This is a genomic window from Streptomyces sp. SID11385 (assembly GCF_010548245.1).
Lineage (GTDB): Bacteria > Actinomycetota > Actinomycetes > Streptomycetales > Streptomycetaceae > Streptomyces.
Window position 1 is genome coordinate 1 of the sequence record NZ_JAAGLR010001194.1, and the last position, 1115, is coordinate 1115.

At 77.3% G+C, this 1115-nt stretch carries 1 protein-coding gene and 1 pseudogene; both read left to right on the plus strand.

What is annotated here, in order from left to right:
• A partial coding sequence (locus G3I42_RS36745) for an ATP-binding cassette domain-containing protein (protein ID WP_164291976.1) occupies nucleotides 1-638 on the plus strand: 638 nt, incomplete at its 5' end.
• 39 nt (nucleotides 639-677) lie between these two features.
• Nucleotides 678-1115, plus strand: a pseudogene (locus G3I42_RS36750) (ABC transporter permease); the annotation flags it as partial.

Here is a 1115-nt window from a genome sequence, read left to right on the forward strand (position 1 = left end):
TCCTGGCCGCGAGCAACGGCATCCCCGCGGCCCGCGCGGACGAGGTCCTCGGCCGGGTCGGCCTCGCCGGGGTCGCCGGGCGGCGCGTCGGCACGTACTCGCTCGGCATGCGCCAGCGCCTCGGCATCGCCGCCGCGCTCCTCGGCGACCCCGACGTCCTCGTCCTCGACGAGCCCGCCAACGGCCTCGACGCCGAAGGCATGACGTGGCTGCGCGGACTGCTCCGGGCGCACGCCGCGGCGGGCGGCACCGCGCTCGTCTCCAGCCACCTCATGCACGAGACCGCGCGGTACGCCGACCACCTCCTCGTCATCGGCGGCGGCGTGCTCCTCGCCGACCAGCCCCTCGACGCCTTCCTCGCCGACCGCGCCGCACGCGTCGTCCGCTTCCGCAGCACCGACGGCGAACGCCTCGCCGCGGCGCTGCGCACGCGCGGCCATCAGGTCCTGCCCGGTGAGGAAGGGGTGTGGAGCGTGCCGGGAGCGCGGCCCGACGACATCGGCGCGATCGCGGCGGCCGAGGGGCTCGGTGTCCTGGAGCTGCGCGCGGAGGACGCCGGGTTGGAGGACGCGTACCTCGCGCTCACCGAGGGCACCGGCGCCCACCGCGGCCGCCCGGCCACCCCGGCCGGGGGCTGACGCCCGCAGTTCCGCCCACCCACGACCAGGGAGTCCTTCATGACCACTTCGCCGACCGCCGCCCCGCCCGCCTTCTCGCCCTTCGCCGCCGCCGTGCGCGCCGAGCGGCTGCGCATCCGCACGCTGCGCTCGCTCGTCCTCACGCTCGCCCTCGTGCCCCTCCTGACCGCCGCGACGGCCTTCGCCTACGCGAACGGCGACAGCGACGGGGACCCGCTGTACAACGCCTTCTTCGGCGTGATGTTCGGCCAGCTCACCGCGCTCGTCCTCGGCACCCTCGTGGTGACGGGACAACTCGCGGGCGACGGCGGGGCCCACGTGCTCCTCGCGGTGCCCCGGCGCGGCCGCGCCTACGCCGCGCGGCTCCTCGCGACCGCCACGCACCTGCTGCTCGCCGGTCTCCTCGCCGGCGTCCTCACCCTTCTGTGCGCGCGGCTCGCCACGGGCGACCCGGAGGCCGGGCCCGGGGACGCCACC